The 15,846-nt window shown below is 64.6% G+C and carries 17 protein-coding genes; 12 read left to right on the top strand and 5 right to left on the bottom strand.

Annotated elements, in window-relative coordinates; genetic code table 11:
• Position 1 precedes the first annotated feature (1 nt).
• The gene (locus AC1MCA_RS01420; RefSeq protein WP_479800690.1) at positions 2-1,576 is read right to left on the bottom strand and encodes an ABC transporter substrate-binding protein; all 1,575 of its coding nucleotides are present in this window, start codon (positions 1,574-1,576) and stop codon (positions 2-4) included.
• A gap of 297 nt (positions 1,577-1,873) precedes the next feature.
• Between AC1MCA_RS01420 and AC1MCA_RS01415 the strand changes: the two genes are divergently transcribed.
• The 9 genes from AC1MCA_RS01415 (at position 1,874) to AC1MCA_RS01375 (ending at position 10,103) form a co-directional block, all read left to right on the top strand.
• Complete coding sequence (locus AC1MCA_RS01415; protein ID WP_479800688.1) at positions 1,874-2,506, top strand: RraA family protein; 633 nt, start codon at positions 1,874-1,876, stop codon at positions 2,504-2,506.
• A gap of 49 nt (positions 2,507-2,555) precedes the next feature.
• The gene (locus tag AC1MCA_RS01410; RefSeq protein ID WP_479800686.1) at positions 2,556-3,905 is read left to right on the top strand and encodes an MFS transporter; all 1,350 of its coding nucleotides are present in this window, start codon (positions 2,556-2,558) and stop codon (positions 3,903-3,905) included.
• Between the two features lie 92 nt (positions 3,906-3,997).
• Positions 3,998-4,804, top strand: a complete 807-nt coding sequence (locus tag AC1MCA_RS01405) for a LamB/YcsF family protein (RefSeq protein WP_479800685.1) — start codon at positions 3,998-4,000, stop codon at positions 4,802-4,804.
• A gap of 62 nt (positions 4,805-4,866) precedes the next feature.
• Positions 4,867-5,661, top strand: coding sequence for a carboxyltransferase domain-containing protein (locus AC1MCA_RS01400; RefSeq protein ID WP_479800683.1), 795 nt, complete (start codon positions 4,867-4,869; stop codon positions 5,659-5,661).
• The gene (locus tag AC1MCA_RS01395) at positions 5,645-6,697 is read left to right on the top strand and encodes a 5-oxoprolinase subunit C family protein (protein WP_479800681.1); all 1,053 of its coding nucleotides are present in this window, start codon (positions 5,645-5,647) and stop codon (positions 6,695-6,697) included. Before AC1MCA_RS01400 ends, AC1MCA_RS01395 begins: the two co-directional genes overlap by 17 nt.
• 128 nt (positions 6,698-6,825) lie before the next feature.
• Positions 6,826-7,629 (top strand): SDR family oxidoreductase, encoded by an 804-nt coding sequence (locus AC1MCA_RS01390; protein ID WP_479800679.1) that lies wholly within the window; start codon positions 6,826-6,828, stop codon positions 7,627-7,629.
• A gap of 59 nt (positions 7,630-7,688) precedes the next feature.
• Positions 7,689-8,858 carry a pyridoxal phosphate-dependent aminotransferase gene (locus tag AC1MCA_RS01385; RefSeq protein ID WP_479800677.1) on the top strand — a complete coding sequence of 390 codons (1,170 nt, stop codon included), beginning with the start codon at positions 7,689-7,691 and terminating at the stop codon, positions 8,856-8,858.
• A gap of 5 nt (positions 8,859-8,863) precedes the next feature.
• Positions 8,864-9,478, top strand: coding sequence for a TetR/AcrR family transcriptional regulator (locus AC1MCA_RS01380; RefSeq protein WP_479800675.1), 615 nt, complete (start codon positions 8,864-8,866; stop codon positions 9,476-9,478).
• A 10-nt stretch (positions 9,479-9,488) separates the two neighbouring features.
• Positions 9,489-10,103, top strand: a complete 615-nt coding sequence (locus AC1MCA_RS01375; RefSeq protein WP_479800673.1) for a TetR/AcrR family transcriptional regulator — start codon at positions 9,489-9,491, stop codon at positions 10,101-10,103.
• 41 nt (positions 10,104-10,144) lie between these two features.
• Here AC1MCA_RS01375 and AC1MCA_RS01370 read toward each other — a convergent pair whose 3' ends face one another.
• From AC1MCA_RS01370 to AC1MCA_RS01355, 4 genes are read right to left on the bottom strand one after another with little or no spacing between them, the layout of a single operon-like run.
• Complete coding sequence (locus AC1MCA_RS01370; RefSeq protein ID WP_479800672.1) at positions 10,145-10,645, bottom strand: hypothetical protein; 501 nt, start codon at positions 10,643-10,645, stop codon at positions 10,145-10,147.
• 1 nt (position 10,646) lies between these two features.
• Entirely contained in the window at positions 10,647-10,856 is a 210-nt protein-coding gene (locus AC1MCA_RS01365) for a hypothetical protein (RefSeq protein WP_479800670.1), read from the bottom strand.
• Between the two features lie 28 nt (positions 10,857-10,884).
• On the bottom strand, positions 10,885-11,946 hold the full coding sequence (locus tag AC1MCA_RS01360) for an L-idonate 5-dehydrogenase (RefSeq protein WP_479800668.1): 1,062 nt from the start codon (positions 11,944-11,946) through the stop codon (positions 10,885-10,887).
• Position 11,947: 1 nt separating this feature from the next.
• Positions 11,948-12,724 carry an SDR family oxidoreductase gene (locus AC1MCA_RS01355; RefSeq protein ID WP_479800666.1) on the bottom strand — a complete coding sequence of 259 codons (777 nt, stop codon included), beginning with the start codon at positions 12,722-12,724 and terminating at the stop codon, positions 11,948-11,950.
• An 824-nt stretch (positions 12,725-13,548) separates the two neighbouring features.
• Here AC1MCA_RS01355 and AC1MCA_RS01350 point away from each other — a divergent pair.
• From AC1MCA_RS01350 to AC1MCA_RS01340, 3 genes are all read left to right on the top strand, one after another.
• On the top strand, positions 13,549-14,457 hold the full coding sequence (locus tag AC1MCA_RS01350; RefSeq protein WP_479800664.1) for a TIGR02391 family protein: 909 nt from the start codon (positions 13,549-13,551) through the stop codon (positions 14,455-14,457).
• A gap of 6 nt (positions 14,458-14,463) precedes the next feature.
• Complete coding sequence (locus AC1MCA_RS01345; protein ID WP_479800662.1) at positions 14,464-15,117, top strand: hypothetical protein; 654 nt, start codon at positions 14,464-14,466, stop codon at positions 15,115-15,117.
• Between the two features lie 69 nt (positions 15,118-15,186).
• Positions 15,187-15,735, top strand: a complete 549-nt coding sequence (locus tag AC1MCA_RS01340; protein ID WP_479800660.1) for a hypothetical protein — start codon at positions 15,187-15,189, stop codon at positions 15,733-15,735.
• Positions 15,736-15,846 lie beyond the last annotated feature (111 nt).

The following is a 15,846-nucleotide window of genomic DNA, read 5'->3' as shown; positions in this document are numbered from 1 at the left end:
CTTACTTAGTGATGCGCATGGTGGCGTAGTCGACGATGCCTGAGGGCGCCTGGATGGAGAATCCTGCGCGCTGGGCAACGATCTGGGGTTCGCCGACGAAGGGGACAATATCGTTGTCTTCCAGGATGCTGATCTGCGCCCGTTCGTAGGCCTCGCACCTCTGGGCCTGGTCCGTGGCGGACTGCGCCGTGGTGATTTCGGCCAGGATGTCTGCGTTCTCGCCGCCGCCGATGTTGCGGCCGCCCTTTTCTGTGGGGACGCCCGCGATGCGGGTCAGGGACGCTGCCACGGTGCCTACGAAGTTCGCGTCGCCCTGGATGGTCAGGTCCCAGGTCTCCGGCTTGGTCTGGGTCATGGTGGCCCAGGTGCCGTTGTCCACGAGGTTCAGGTTGACCGTGGCGCCGGCCGCCCGGAGGGCTTCCTGGACGTACGTGCTGCCTGCGCCGTTGGGGCCGATGCTGGTGGTGCCCACCATCTTGAAGGACTTGCCGGCGAGCACTGCCTCAGCCGCCTCGGCGTCTTCCTTCGTGAAGTGTGAATTGTCCTCCAGGGCGCAGGCCACGGTGGGAGCGACGATGGAGGTGTAGGGGATGCCCTTGTTGGCGTACGCGGCGGCATTGAAGGCCTGCTGGTTCATCAGCTGTGCAACCGCCTTGCGGAGGGCGGGGTCCGTGAACGGGCTTCCTTCGCGCTGGTTGAACAGCAGGAAGATTCCGGCGAACGGCACGGAGGTGACGGCGTAGTCCTTGTTCCCTTCAAAGCGGGCAGTGTCCGCCGGCGCAATGTCGGAGATGTCCAATTCACTGGTCAGCAACTGGTTCGCCACCGTGGTCTTGTTGACGCCGGGGAAGAACCGGACAGTTTTGGCCGGCGTTCCTTCAAGCTCCTTGGACCACTTAGGCCAGGCCTTGTAGTCATCGCGCAGGGTCATGTCGTAGCTGACGCCGTGGCTGGCCTTGGTCAAGGTGTAGGGGCCTGAGAAGGCTCCCTGCACTGAGCCTTTGGCGAGCCCCTCAAGGTCCGCGAGCCCGGCGGGGCAGATGATGCCGGTCTGGGCCAGGGTCAGGCCGCCGATGAGTTCGGACCACGGCTGGGCAAGCTTGACCGAAACGGTGCCCGCGGCGTCGTCGGCGGTGATGGTGGGCTGGCCCGGGCCAAAGACGAGCTTGCCGAAGTTGTTCTTGGTGGCCGGATCGGCGAAGTAGCTCAGCGACTTGGCCACGATGGATGGGGTGATGACCGTGCCGTCGGCGCAGGTGGCGTCCTTGCGGATGGTCAGCGACGCGGCAGTCGCCGTCGACGTCCACTCGGTGGCCAGGCCCCCGATGAACTGGCCGTCAGCGTCACGGCGCACCACGGTGTCGAAGAGGAAGCGGGCTACTTCGTAGTCGTCCTTCGCGTTGGCCTTGGCTGCGTTGAACGTGGTGGGATCCGAATTCAGCGCGGTCCGGATGGTGTCCGTGGAGGGTCCCGCGCTTCCGCCGGTCCCGGTGGGGGTGGTGCCGGTGGTGCAGCCGGTCAGCAGCAGCGCCGCAGCCGCCGCGGCTGCGGCCAGGCCTGTAATTCTTCCGTGCATGGTGTCTCCTCGAAACAGCGGGGGATAATCTGCGAGAAAGTTCGCGAATGAGAAGAGTTTCTCTTATTCATCCGGGCAAGTCAACGCTTTTTTGTGAGCTGACACACAGCCGTAACCTGGCCGGGCGGTGAATTTACCTGCTGGCAACATTGGCCCGACTTATTTGGGCCAATCACGCAGACCCCCTTGACGGACGGCCAATGAAACGCGAAACTTTTCTCATATGTGATTGCCGCCTCATCTGACTGATCAAGTCGGGGGCCGGCGTCGTCCACTGAACCAACAAAGGTGACAACAATGGCAACAACACTTGATCTCACGGTCCGCAAGGCCACCTGGACCCGCCTTCGCAAAGAACTCGTAGAGGCCTTCGCGGCTTTCCCGGTGGCCAACATCGGTGACGCGATGGAACGGTTGGGAATCGTCGACGGCGGCATCAGCGCCGTGTGGGAAGGCGCCCATTGCGTGGGGTCGGCGCTGCCGGTGCTGGGTGCTGCGGGCGATAACGCAGCAGTGATCGAGGCCCTGGGCTACATTGAGCCCGGCGACGTGGTGGTCATCAACGGCTTCGGGCACGAACACCGCGCCCTGATCGGCGAGCAGCTGTCACAGCGCTTCGAGGCCGCCGGCGCCACCGGTGCCGTGATCGACGGCTACATCCGCGACCGCCACACGATCAGCGAGATCAAGTTCCCTGTCTTCGCCCGCGGCGTCACCCCCGCCGGTCCGTTCAAGAACGGCCCCGGCGTGATTGGCGAACCGGTGGCCATTGGCGGCATTGTGTGTGCTGCCGGTGACATCGTCGCCGCAGATGACGACGGCGTCGTCATCATCCCGGCCGCCCGAGCGGCCGAAATCCTGGAACGCGTCATCGCTGTTGCCGCCCACGAGGCCGAAATGACGGCCGAAATCACCCGCGAATACAGTTGACCTCCGCTTCTCCGGCGCGTTGGACCAGCCCTAGACTGAGAGAGACCTAATGACTACTGCATCGACGGACTCAGTGGAACTGAATACCGCACAAATCAAGGTTGTTACCGCTGACGGAAAGATGGTGCGCAAAGCCACCGTCGCCGGCACCATGGGCTCCTTCGTGGAGTGGTACGACTACGGCATCTACGGGTTGCTGACCACCTACCTGGCCATCAACATCATGGGATCCAAGGACCTCGGATCCTTGTTGCTGACCAACGTTGGCTTCCTGGTCAGCTTCCTCGCCAGGCCCTTTGGCAGCGTGATCTGCGGCTTCCTGGGTGACAAGCTGGGCCGCAAGAACCTCCTGGCCGTCCTGCTGCTCCTGATCTCCGGGGCGACGGCCTGTATTGGCCTGATCCCTTCCTCCTCGGTAATTGGCTGGGCGGCTCCGGCCCTCCTTATCCTGTTCCGCATCCTGCAGGGTTTCTCTGCCGGCGGTGAAGTGGCCGGTGCCATGGCGTTCGTCGGCGAGTACGCGCACAACAAGCACCGCAACTTCAACATGAGTTTCATCGCGGTGGGTTCGTTCTGCGCGCTCCTCTTCGGCAGCGCACTCTCCGCCACCCTCATCACCACCCTCGGGGACGCCACCATGGAATCCTGGGCCTGGCGCATCCCGTTCCTCTTCGCCCTTCCGCTGGGCTACGTGGGCTACTACATCCGCTCCAAGATGGAGGACACCCCGCACTTCGCCGCCCTGCGGGAGCGCAATGAAGTGGAACCCAACCCGTTGAAGGCTGTCTTCACCTCCAAGCGCCACCTGAAGGCCATTGTGCTGACCATCTTCCTGCCCGCCCTGAACGGACCCGGCTACTACCTGCTGTTCGCCTACATGCCCACCTACCTCAAGACCCAGCTCGGCACGGGCAACAACTTCACCATGGTGCAGGCCCTGATGGTGACCGCCGTCAGCCTGGTGGCCATCATCATCAGCATCCCCCTGATGGCCCGGCTGTCCGACCGGATCGGCCGCAAGCCGGTCCTGGCAGGTTCCGCCATCCTGATGGCACTGGTGTCCTACCCGATGTTCGCGATGATCACCACCGGCAACATGACCCTGGCCTGCATCGCCACCGTGGTGATGGCCATCGCCTTCTCCGGCCATGCCGCCGTCGTCCACACCGTGCTGACCGAAATGTTCCCCACCACGGTGCGCTACAGCGCCTACAGCATCGGCTTCAGCATCAGCACCATCATTTTCGGCGGAAGTGCCCCGCTGGTGATGACGGAAGTCATCAAGGCCACGGGCAACAGCATGGTCCCGGCCTACGCCGCGATCGGCACGGCCATCATCACCCTCACGTCCGTCTACTTCCTGAAGGAAACCAAGGGGCAGCCGCTCCAGACCCACTAAGAAAACACGAACGACGGCGGCCCCCGGCCTTTGCAGGCAGGCCGCCGTCGTTGGACCATCCAGCACCACAACAAGAACCTCCGGGAGTTACCTTGAGCATCAAATCAGTCGCCGTCGTTGCAGACCTCGGCGAGAGCTACGGAAATTACAGCATCGGCGACGACGAGGCCCTCCTGGGCCTGGTCACGGCGTCGAACATCGCCTGCGGCTTCCACGCCGGCGATCCGCGCGTCATGGACGCCACGGTGAAGTCCTGCGTGGAACGCGGCATCGAACTGGGCGCCCACCCCGGCTACCCTGACCTGGTGGGCTTCGGCCGCCGCCTGATCGAGGCCAGCGAAGAGGAAATCCGCACCGACGTCCTCTACCAGATCGGCGCCCTGGACGCCTTCGCCCGGATCCACGGCGGCAAGATCAGCCACGTCGCCCCGCACGGCCGGATGGGCAGCATCGCCCAGACCGATGCCAAGCATGCCCGCGCGATTACCGACGCCGTCAAGGCCTACGACCCCTCCTACATCGTCATCTGCCAGAACGGCCTGCTGGCCGACGAATCCCGCAAACGCGGCCTCCAAGTGGGTTACGTCTTCCTGGCGGACCGCGGCTATGGCGAAGACGGAATGCCGGTCTCACGCAACAGCGAGGGCGCCCTGCTGCACGATCCTGAAGAGATCGGCCGCCGGGTTGTCCAGGTGGTCACCGAAGGAACCGTCCGCGCAGTCACCGGCAAGGTGGTCCCGCTGGGTCACGATGCCGACGTCGTCCTCCTCCACGGCGACCACCCGCAGGTCCTCGAAAACGGCACCGCCCTCCGCGCGGCATTGGAGAAGGCCGGCATTACCGCCACCGGTCTCCAGGAAGTCCTCGCCGGGAAAGCCAAAGCGGCCGCCGCGGCCTGACCGCCCGTTCCGGACACTGACCGCCCGCCCCTGACCGCCGCCCGCACCACCGAGCAGGACATATGACCACGCAATCACCGCCAGCCGGCAGCCTCCGCCGGCCTCCCGGCGTCGAGGCGGTGCCCTTCGGGGATTCAGCCCTGATGCTGAGCATCGCCGACGACGACCCCGAGGTCAGGCGGGCCGGCGCCAGGAGGCTGCGGGACGTCCTGCTGGAGGTCCGGCCGTACGGGGTGCTGAACCTGGTGGCGGGGGCGGAATCCCTGCTGGTGGAGTTCGATTGCCTGGCAGTCAACCACGGTCAGCTCGCCCAGACCGTCAACCTTGCGGTGGCCAGCCTGGGGCTGCAGGACACGGGGCCGGCCCAGGGCGCGAAGGACTTCGTGATCCCCATGGTGGTCAGCGACGAATTCGCCCCGGACCTTTCCGGGGTGGCCGAAGAGCTGGGGCTCAGCCCGGAGGCCACGCTCGACGCGTTCACGTCCTCGGTCCTGACCATCAACCTGCTGGCGGCCGCGATGGCGCCGATGATGGCCGGGGTGAAGTTCCCCGGCCAGGTCAGCCGGTGTACCGAGCCCCGGACGGACGTTGCTACGGGGTCGGTGATGGTGGCCGGAACAGGCGCCATCATCCAGCCGTTCCCGGGACCCAGCGGCTGGAAGGTGATCGGCCGCACGCCCCTCACCATCTGTGACATCCGCGAGGACCCGGCAACGTCGTACCGTCCCGGCGACCGGGTGCGCTTCCAGGTCATCCCGGAAAGCGGCTGGGCCGAGTTGGCAGGCCGTTTCCTCCGGCCGGCAGTCCAGCGGCCGGCGCCCTACCAGGAAGGAGACGACCGTGGCAGCGAAGGCTGAGCGGTCGGTCGCGGCGGTCACCCTCACCATCGGTGAAGCCGGCTGGCTGTCCACGTTCCAGGACCTGGGCCGCGAGGACTCCGAGTATATGGGCGTCCCCTGCGGTGGGGCCGCCGACCAGCATTCCGCAGCCGTCGCGAACATCCTCGTGGGCAACCAGCGACGCGCTGCCCTCGTGGAAATCATGGGCGGCAGGTTCTCCTTCACTCCCTCGCAGGACATCTTCATCTCGGTCACCGGCACCCCGGCTGACCTGACGGTCGGGGGAGTGCCGGCGCCGTTGTGGCAGCCGGTCTGCGTGCCGGCACGGACCCGCGTGGTCATCTCCAACGCAACCGGCGGCATGCGCAACTACCTGGCGTTCAGCGGTGACCTGGACGCGCCCCGGTTTAAGGGCAGCGCCGCTCCGGAATCGCGGATGGGGTTCCCCCAGCAGCTCGCCGCAGGCCAGCAGGTGGTGCTCGCCAGCCGGTACCACGGGTTCAGCCAGCCCTACCTGGGCCAGCCGCTCTTCCGGCTGCCCGTTCCGGTGCCTGACTTCAGTCCGGACGTCTGGACTGTTAACGTGGTGGACGGTCCGGAAACGGACAGGACTCCCGGCATCCGGGAGCTCCTGAGCAGCAGCATCTACACCGTGGGCGGCAAATCCAACCACGTGGGCCTCCGCCTGGACGGTCCGGTCATCCACCCGGAAGGGCTGGGCGAAATCGTCTCGCACGGCGTCCCGATCGGGGCTTTTGAGATCCCACACGGCGACGAACTGATCATCCTCGGGAGGTCCCGGACGCTCACGGCGGGCTACCCCATCGTGGCGGTGGCAACCAAGGCTTCGCTGCCGCTGCTGGGCCAGGCCAGCCCGGGCCGGAAGATGACCTTCCGCTGGGTCAGCCAGGCGGCCGCCGTCGAACGCTGGCGGGAACAGCAGCGGCTGCTCTGCGAGCTGGAGGCGCGCGTTCGCAACCTGTTTGCCGCCGTCGGGCTTCCGTTCGTGCAGGCTGCGGATCCCGCTCCGGGAGCCAGCACACGCGCCGCCTGAAACGGTTGACGACGTCAGTTTCAAATGAGAAACTATTCTCAAGTCTAATTTGGTTCTTGTTTTAGCCGGATCCCCGGCCACCACTGCCGCGCTGCCTCCCGCAGCGTGCCGGACGAAAGAGACGCATTATGGAGCTTCTGAACGGCAAGGTTGCCATCATCACCGGCGCCGGTACGGGCATGGGCCGCGAAACGGCCAAGCTGCTCGCGGCTGAAGGTGCCGCCCTGGTTCTGGTGGGCCGCCGGCAGGATGTGCTTGACGAACTGGCCGCCGAGATTGAGGCCGCAGGTGGCAAGTCCTACGTCCGCACCGCAGACATCGCCAGCAAGGCCGAGGTGGATGCGCTCGTGGCGTGGGTCCACGGGAACGTGGGTCTGGTGGACATCCTCATCAACAACGCCGGCAGTGCCAGCAAGGTCCTGAACGTGCGCTGGATCGCCGAAGAGGAATGGAACCAGGTCCTCGACGTGAACCTCAACGCCGTTTTCCTGCTCACGCAGGCGGTACTGCCGGACATGCTTAGCCGCAACACCGGCTCCATCATCACCGTCTCCTCCCTGGCGGCCGTGACCCCGAACCTGCTGGGCGGTGCCGCGTACGGTGCAGCCAAGGCCGCCGTCCGGAACTTCATGACGTACCTGCACACCACCTTCCGCAACGAGGGACTGCGCGCTGTGACCATCCTCCCCGGTGAAACGGCCACGCCCATCCTGGACAACCGTGCCCGCCCGCCGCGCCAGGAGGAACGGGACGCCATGGTCCAGCCGGAGGACGTGGCACGAGCCATCCACCTGGTGGCAACGCTGCCTCAGCGGACCGTGGTACAGGAACTCGTCATCGCCCCCACCGTGCAGCGCGACACCTCCGGGGACATCGAAATCAGCCGCTGGACCGGCGCCCCCGAATCCGATCTTCCCAAGACACCCAAGTAACCGCGGCGCTGGCATCCGCCTGATCGCCCCACTGAATCTTTGTCTGAAAGGACACCCACGTGACGACACCTGCAGCACCCAGCATCCTCAGCTTCCCGCCTTCCGACGCCGTCCAGCGGGTGCTCCGGACCTCCCTCCGCGTCCAGCAGCCGCAGTCGAGCGGCGATCTGGTGTCCCTGGCCATGGGCGAACCCGACTTTGACACCCCGCAGCAGGTCCGGGACGCCGCAGCGAAGGCGCTGCAGGACGGCTACACCCACTACTCACCGCTGCTGGGCGAGCCGGTCCTCCGGGATGAACTCGCCATTCGGATCGGAGCTTTGCTGGGATCCGGCGTCAGTACCAACGATGTGCTGATCACCCAGGGCGGCACGGCAGGACTGGCCGCCGCCATCCTCGGAACCGTCAACCCCGGCGACAAGGTGGTCATCCCGGATCCCACCTATTCGCTGTACGCGGACCTGGTCAGCATGGCAGGCGGCACGATCGTTCCGGTTCCCCTCGCCGAGGACCTGCACTGGGACCTGGAGTTGCTGGCGGACGCGCTCAAGGGGGCGAAGATGTTTGTCTTCTGCAACCCGTCCAACCCCACCGGGATTGTCCACTCCCGCGCCGAGCTTGAGGCCCTGGCGGAAATGATCGCCGGCACGGACACCCTGGTGCTCTCGGACGAGGCCTACAGCGACCTGGTCTACACGCCGGAACCGTTCACCTCCGCGCTGGAAATCCAGGGTCTGGCGGGCCGGACCATCTACTGCCAGACCTTTTCCAAGAGCTACGCCATGACGGGCTGGCGGGTGGGTTACCTCTGGGGTCCCGCGGACGTCATTGCCTCCGCCGCGAGGGTCCACAACACCTTCAACGGCTCCATGAACACCGCAGTGCAGCTGGCCGCCCTCACCGCACTTCAGACCTGCGGCCCGGACATCGAGCGGATGCACGCCTCCTACGCAGCCCGCCGTGAACTGATGTACAACGGGTTGAAGAACGTCCCGGGCCTGACGGTCAGCTCACCGGAGGGCGCGTTCTACCTTTTCCCGAAGTACGACGCCGGCCTGCCGGCAGCCGAGATGGTGGCGCACCTGCGCAGCCACGGGGTGGCAGTCCGTCCCGGCAGCGAGTTCGGCCGCAACGGCGAGTTCCACCTGCGGCTCTCCTACGCCGCAAGTGCCGAGGCCATCACCGTCGGCGTGGAACGGCTCGCCGCCGGACTTGCAGCGTTGAAGTAGCGCCGATGGCAAACACCGGCGCAGCTCCCGGGTTGCGCAGCGATACGTTGCGCAACCGGAAGCTCATCATCCGTTCCGCAGGCCGGCTGTTCGCCGAGGGCCGCCAGGCCACCATGGCGGACATCGCCCGGGCCGCCGAGGTATCGACGGCCACGGCGTACCGCCACTTCGCCTCCGTGGACGATGTTCTGGCCCGGTTCCGGTTCGACGTCGGCAGCGAACTCCTGGAGTTTAGCCGGCAGCAGCAGGCCACCGGGCTGGAACTGCTGCGCCTCGTCAGCAGCAAATGGGTCACCCTGGTGGTGGCCCACGGCCAGGCGATGGTCCACACCAGGTCCGGCGAAGGCTACCTGGCCCGGCTGCGCACCGGTGCCACACACCTGACAGTCCAGGCCGATGCCCTCAGCCCTGCGCTCAGGGACACCTGCCTCGAGCTCGGCGTGGAGGATGCCGGCGACGAGGCCATGTTCCTGTGGAACGTCCTGTTCGACCCGCGGGAAATCTTTGACCTGATCGAAACGCTCGGTCTGAGTCCTGACGAGAGCGCCCGGCGGCTCGTCGCCACGCTGGTGGGGGCGTTGCGAGGCTGGTGCGGCCCGATCCCCGGGCACAGGCAATAAGCTGGAAGTCATGGAAAAGGGCCCCGGAATGCGAAGCGACACCCAACGGAACCGCAGGGAGCTGGTCAACGCGGCCGGCGCCCTGTTTGCCGCCCGGCGGGGACCCATCAATATGACGGACATCGCCAAGCATGCCGAGATCTCCACCGCCACGGCGTACCGGCACTTCGCCTCGGTAGAGGACGTCCTGGCTGAGTACCGCTTCAACGTGGGCCAGAAGCTGAGGGACTACAGCCTCAAGCAGACCACCGGCGGCCTGGAGCTGCTCGAAGCCGTCAGCCGCAAATGGGTGGACCTGGTGGTCAGGCACGGCGGGGCCATGCTGTACACGCGTTCCGGCGAAGGCTACCTCGCACGCCTGCGTTCCGGTGCTTTCTACCTCGCCGTGCAGGCAGAAGCCCTGCAGCGCCCGCTGGAGGAAGCCTGCGCCGAGCTTGGACTGAGCGCGCTGGGGGATGAGGCCCTGTTCCTCTGGAATATCCTTTTTGATCCCCGCGAAATCCTGGACCTCATCAACACCGTGGGCCTGAACAAACAGCAGGCCACTGAGCGTCTTGTCTCAGCACTTCGGGGAGCCTTGATCGGCTGGGACGAAAACAAGAAGGCAGCCTCGCCCGCCTCCTGACTGACTACTCCTGATGAACAACTGCGGCCCACTGGACCGGGTCATTCGGCCAGGCGCACGCTGCGCAGCGTTATTCCGCGCATCTCTCTGCGGATCCGTTCCGGCGGAACGGCGGCCAGGGAGGCGACTTCAAAGAGGTCCAGCTGGTCGGTCTTGAGCGCCATCACGGTGAGGGACCGGCGTCGGACTTCCAGTCCGTACTTATGGTCGGTGGCGGCGGCCAGTTCCTGCGCGTTTCTGCGGATCGCCCGGAGATGGGCATCAGCAGGCGAGCCTGTAGGTTGAAGCTCCGTGTAGCCAGCACCGATCCGACGCTTCACTTCGAATTTGTTGACGCCTGCGGCGGCGGCGATCCTGGCCACCGGGACGCGATCGGCCAGCGCCAGGGCAACGCTGTCGTGCCGCTGCCTGAGGGCGCTCCGGATTCGGCTGTCAGCCTGTGCCATCTGCTGCCGGTTCAACGCCAGTTCGCGGCGAAGCGTTTCCTCGTCGATGGGTTCGAACCGCGGTCGCCTGCCAGGCCTCAGCGGCTGGACGGCCACGTTACAGCCTGTCCGCATCCGGCAACAGCACCCAGACGACCGGGGCGCCGTCGAACGGAGGCATCACGCTGCCCTCGAAAAAAACCTGGCTCTGCGGCAGTCGGCTGTCCGGGCTCCAATGTCCGCTGGCCGGGCAGTGCGTGCCGGTGCCCGCTGTCATGGCCCGGGCCGGCCGGCAGCGAAGGGCAGGTGCTTTGAAGGTCTGAATCATTGGTGCTCCTGGGGGTGAGGTGCAGTTGTTATTGATCGCGGAAGGAAATGAGGACTTTGCCGGACTGTGTGGGGTCCTTGGCGAGGTCGAAGGCCTCGATGGCCTGGGTGGACGGAAACTCGTGCGTCACCACAGGGTCCACGTAGAGCGAGCCGTCCGCGAGGGCTGCCAGCACGTCGTCGATCTCGTGGTTGAAGCGGAACGAGCCAACAAGTTCGAGTTCCCGGGTGATGGCGAGCGAGATGGGGACAGGCTGATCGCCGCTGGGCAGTAATCCCACCATGACCACCCTGCCTCCGCGCATAGCACCTCGGAGCGCTGATGCCAGGCCTCGATGGTTGCCGGAGGATTCCAGCACAACGTCCGCCTGGACGGCTTCGATGGCTTCATTTTCGGTGGCCAGGATGGTCCCTGTGGCTCCAACGGCCCGGGCGATCATGAGGGGCGCTTCGTGCATGTCGACGGCAATGATTTCCGCCGCGCCGGCACGCTTGGCCACAGCCACGATGAGACTTCCTATCGGGCCGCTGCCGATGACCAGGACGCGCTTGCCGGTGAGGGCGCCTGCCTGGCTGACAGCGTGCCAGGCAACGCTCGCGGGTTCTGCGAGGGCCGCCGCACGCAGCTCCAGTCCTTCGGGGAGCGGCCGGAGCATCCTCGCGGGCAGCACGGAATAGCGGCTGAAGGCGCCCTGGGTGTGCGGGAAGCGGGCTGCGCTGCCCAGGTAGGTGCAGCCGGGGGAGAGGTTGGGCCTGTCGGCGGGATAACGCACCCCGTCTCCGCCCGGCGTGGCGGGGTGGACGGCGACGTCTGTGCCTGCGGCCGGGCCGGAGCCGTCGGCAGCCGCCTGGACCACCGTGCCCACCACTTCGTGGCCAAGGACCAGCGGTGCCCGCAGGATGGATTCCCCGGCCGCGCCGTGGAGCCAGTAGTGCAGGTCGGAGCCGCAGATTCCGCCGTAGGCGATGTCAACCACGGCTTCGTGGGGTTCGGGCGCTGCGTGCTCGTAAGTTTCGATCCGGAGGTCGCCAACTCCGTGGACGACGACGGCCGGGCCAGTCACTGAGTTGGTTGTTGCTGTTGTCGCCATGTCAGACCACCACTGTCATTCCGCCGTCGATGAAAATTGTCTGTCCGTTGACGTAGTTGGACGCCTCGGAGGCAAGCCAGCAGACGGGCCCGGACAGATCGTCCATGGTTCCCCAGCGTCCCGCCGGCGTACGGCCGAGAATCCAGGAGTTGAAGGCCTCATCGTCCACGAGGGCCTGAGTCATTTCGGTATGGATGTAGCCGGGAGCAATCCCGTTGATCTGCAGGCCCTGGCCGGCCCATTCCGCGGTCATGGCCCGGGTGAGGTTGCGCAGTCCGCCCTTTGCGGCCGCGTAGGCGCCGATGGTGGGGCGGGCCAAGTCCGACTGGACCGAACCGATGTTGATGATCTTGCCTCGCTTGCGTTCCAGCATCCTCCGGGCAACCTCACGCCCAACCAGGAACGCGCTGGTAAGGTCGGTGGCCAGCACCCTGTTCCAATCGTCGACGTCGAGATCAAGCAAGGGCACGCGGTGCTGGATGCCGGCGTTGTTCACCAGGATGTCCAGCGGACCGTAGGTGGCTTCGGCGTGGGCAACACCGGCGGCCACGCCATCCTCGTTAGTGATATCGAACGAGACCGCGCCCACCCTGTCCTCCCCGAAGATGACCGCCAGCTCTTTGCTGGTCGCTTCCAGCCGGGCAGGGTCCAGGCCATGAAGCACGACAGCGGCACCGGCCCTCGCGAGGCCGCTCGCCAGCGCCTTACCGATCCCCCTGCTGGATCCCGTGACCAGGGCTGCCCGCCCGGTCAGATCAAAGGGTGACGGGTGCTCCATGGAAGTGCCTCTTCTCGACGTTCACTGCGGGGTCTTCTGGTGCTTCAGCGCACACATTGAGCCTACGGCGGGTACATCACCTAGTCAAGAACAATTTCTCATTTGAGATGTAATTATTGTTTTGCCTTACCCGGGGAAACATTGCGACAGTTCACGGCTTCTACGAAGAATCAACACCCGTACTTCGTGTCGGTTTCTGCCTGTCACGCCATGAGATGACTGGGGCGGCGACTGGAGCGATGACCATTGTTGAAGAAGGAAAGGACATTCGATGTGCTCGAAGGTGCCGGGCTAGGCGACGGTGTCGTTGCCCCGTCTTGCGTTGCTGCATCAAGACAAAAAGTGTGTGGACAATGTCCACCCACCGGGCGACAGATCGGGTCGTACTCGGGTCGGATTGCTCCGGATTCCGCATGTTTTCGCGGGTTCACAAGTGTTCGCAGGGGCTGGAATGCAGTTCGAGTCCCACCTCGGGCACAGTGTTACCGCAGGTCAGCAGCTTTTTCGTCGTTCAGTGTTGACAAAGCTTGACGATTCTATGCGATTAATGTACGTAAGCTGTCTCGGGAAGCCCTAAGGGACTAGCGCACGGCATACTGTCAGCCGGCGAATGGCCCCGATATTACCAACAGCATCCTAATGGGCACGACTATTGGCCGTTAAAGTGAGGCTCGACCTCCACGTCCAACACGTGCGCGAGCGCAAAGCACGCAGGGCCGCCAGTTCGTGAAAGTCGGCGCAAGTCAGGCAGACTTGTGGCAGGTGACCGACCTACGGCTGTAGACGACTTCGGGTGCGAATGCCTCGACTGATTCAGGGGAGACATGGACGTTCGGACGAATAGCGACTATCTGGACTTCCTAGCGATGCGGCTCGACGAGTTCTCGACGACGTTCGAGGAATTTATGACACACCATGTCGAAAACTCTGGGTTCGGGGGTATGGCCGTGGGGATGGCACCTGCTGTCCTGTCGAAGGACAGCGCAGACAAGGCACGCGTCCGAGTTCTCACTGATGAACTGAACCGCCTCGCCGGTGCGCTCATGGATCTCAGCAGCGTCACTGGCGTCCGAATCGCAGTCCAGGGAGCCGGGGTGCTTGACCCATTCGTAAATTGGCAGCGGATGCTCGAGCCGAAGCCGCTGCTCGACGCCCCTGTCGTGAGAGGCTGCTGCCTCCAGGCCGCGGGCCGGCTGGATGGCCTCAAGGCGAAGGCCGAAGCGCTGTCGTCGCCAACGATCGAGCCCTCGCTATTGCACCCTTTGGTGTGGGCCGCGGCCCAACGTCTTTGGAACGACGGCCACCTCCGGCAAGCAGTTGCGGCCGCCGCAGAAGCCGTCAGCGGCCAAATGAAGCACCTCACCTGTCGGAACAACGCGAATGACACTTCTCTGTGGCAACAGGCCTTCGCTATCGCCGACCCTCAGGAGGGAAAGCCTCGACTGCGCTGGCCAGGCGACTCGGACGACCAGGACGTCAAAACGATGCAGGCCGGACTGCTGAGCTTCGCCCCTGGAGTCAATATGGTGATCCGGAACCCAGCGACGCATGTCGCAGAAGACTTCACCGAGCAGCACGGGCTGGAACAGCTCGCGACTTTGAGCGTCCTCGCTAAGTTCGTAGACCGCTGTGTGGTTGTATCCGTCGACGACAAGACTGCTCCCGACGTTGAGCAGACGCAGCCGGAGCCGGCAAGCAAACTGAGCCACGATTCACCTTGGCTTAGAGGTTAGAACACCATGGCCGCAAACGATGACCTCCCCCCGCCCGCGCGAGAGCTGCTGAAGAAGGTGAAGCAGCGCTACATGAAGTCGGCAGACTTCAACGGACTGCACATCAACACGACCCGGAACTCGTGCGATGAATTAGAGGCAGCGGTCGCACTGGCCCGAGCCGACCTAATCGAAGTCATAGGACCGAGTGACTACCTGAACATTCACGTCCGCCCCTGGCCTTCGAGGAGGACCGTCGCCGAGCAGATCGAAGAGCTTCGCGGGCTCTCCGATGATGACTACGGTGTGTGCCTTTATCCCAAGGCGAAGGCGCTGAAGGGGATGAAGCTGCCCAGGAAGTTTGAAGATGCCCCGTTCGCCAGAGCCATGGCGCGTGGCCGGTCCACATTGGAGCTCGCTTTCTTCAGCCCGGACGTGCTCGAGGGCTATCGCAACGATGCTCGCTACAGGTTCGGTATGAGCGACTTCGGCATAAACTTCTGGCTGTCCGACGAGGCATACGACAATAAGGACCAACCGAAGAAGGACAAAGTCGGGCTTATGCACCTCGGCATTGCCTACGACATGCGCCAATACGACCCAGAAGTCCCCGAGGCCCCTATCGTCCGACGCGTCGCGGCCTTCTATGGCGACTTGGACGACTTGACACCTGAGCACTAGCAGCGCTGGGCGAGCTTTCAAGTCGATGACGAGGGCATCACCCCTCACCCCGTCTGGTATGCCTCACAGATGGGTCACTGGCCGGACGGCATAGGACCGTTTGCCCGGCTCTCCCAGGAGCTCAAAGCAATCAGCGACTTGTTCGAGAACGTGTGGGGGGCGCGTCTTTTTCGGTCGCACGAGCTGCCTGAAGACTTTGGGTGGATCCTCCGGGCGGACCAGCGGGAATGGGACCATTTCATTCACTCATTCGACAAACTCCTGTCGGACAACATCGACGGTGCGGCCTTGGAAAGGGCCGGGGTTCCACGGGAGAACGATCGAAAAGATCGCCTGGGAACGATCAGCCGGCTCGAGCTGTTCATGACGATGAACCACGTAACAGCGGATAACGCGAAGTGGGCACTGAAACCCTTACGCGCGATCCGCGCTGCGCGGCAGAAGCCTGCTCACGCCCTTCGCACCAACGTGACTGACCACACGTTCATCCGCAAGCAACGGGACCTCCTGCACGACGTCGACGAGGTCCTGATCAACATCCGCCAGTGGCTATCGAGCCACCCGCAAAACCGAGACTGGAAAGAGCCCTGGCCCGACGCCAAGGACTATCCGCTCTAAGACGCAGTTGCGCGCCATATTTTGCTTCGACCGTACGTGCCCGTGCTCGCTCAGCCCAACGGCCGCGCACCAATTTTCCTTGTGCACAACAACCATCACATCACCGCCCCA

This window comes from Arthrobacter sp. BK1 (assembly GCF_056680055.1).
Note: the sequence above shows the minus strand (reverse complement) of the source record. Positions and strands in the feature narration are given on the sequence as shown.